Here is a 533-nt window from a genome sequence, read left to right as displayed (position 1 = left end):
CGAAATTGTAGCAGAAGCCCTGCGCGGAGCCGCGGATCCGGCTCGGGAACAGCTCGCTCAGGAAGGCGCCCATGCCGGAGAAGACGCCGGAGAGGAAGAAGCCGAGGGGGAAGCCGAGGACCAGCATCACCGGGTCGGTGATCGGGATCAGCGTGTAGGCCAGGACGAGGAGACCGGCGCAGAAGCCGAACAGGATGAAGCCCAGGCGGCGCCCGATGCGGTCGGAGAGCCAGGCGCTGGTCAGGTACCCGACGAATGATCCGAAGATCAGCATCAGCAGGTAGCCGCTGGTGTTCAGGACCGAGAGGTTGCGCTCGGTCTTCAGGTAGGTCGGAAGCCACGTGGTCACCGCGTAGTAGCCGCCCTGCATGCCGGTCGCCAGCAGGCTCGCCAGCACGGTCCGGCCGATCAGCGGACGGGAGAAGATGTCGAGGAAGCTGCCCGTATCGCCGACGTCCCGCATGGCGGCGCGCGTCTGCCGGTAGACTTCCGGATCCTCGATGTTGCGGCGGATCCAGAAGATCAGCACCGAG

At 66.0% G+C, this 533-nt stretch carries 1 protein-coding gene; it reads right to left on the bottom strand.

The window, feature by feature from the left end:
* On the bottom strand, positions 1-533 hold a 533-nt coding region (locus I53_RS16260; RefSeq protein ID WP_043352521.1), incomplete at both ends, for an MFS transporter.

Origin of the sequence: Methylobacterium sp. B1 (assembly GCF_000333255.1) — a bacterium.
Taxonomy (GTDB): Bacteria; Pseudomonadota; Alphaproteobacteria; order Rhizobiales; family Beijerinckiaceae; genus Methylobacterium; species Methylobacterium fujisawaense.
Note: the sequence above shows the minus strand (reverse complement) of the source record. Positions and strands in the feature narration are given on the sequence as shown.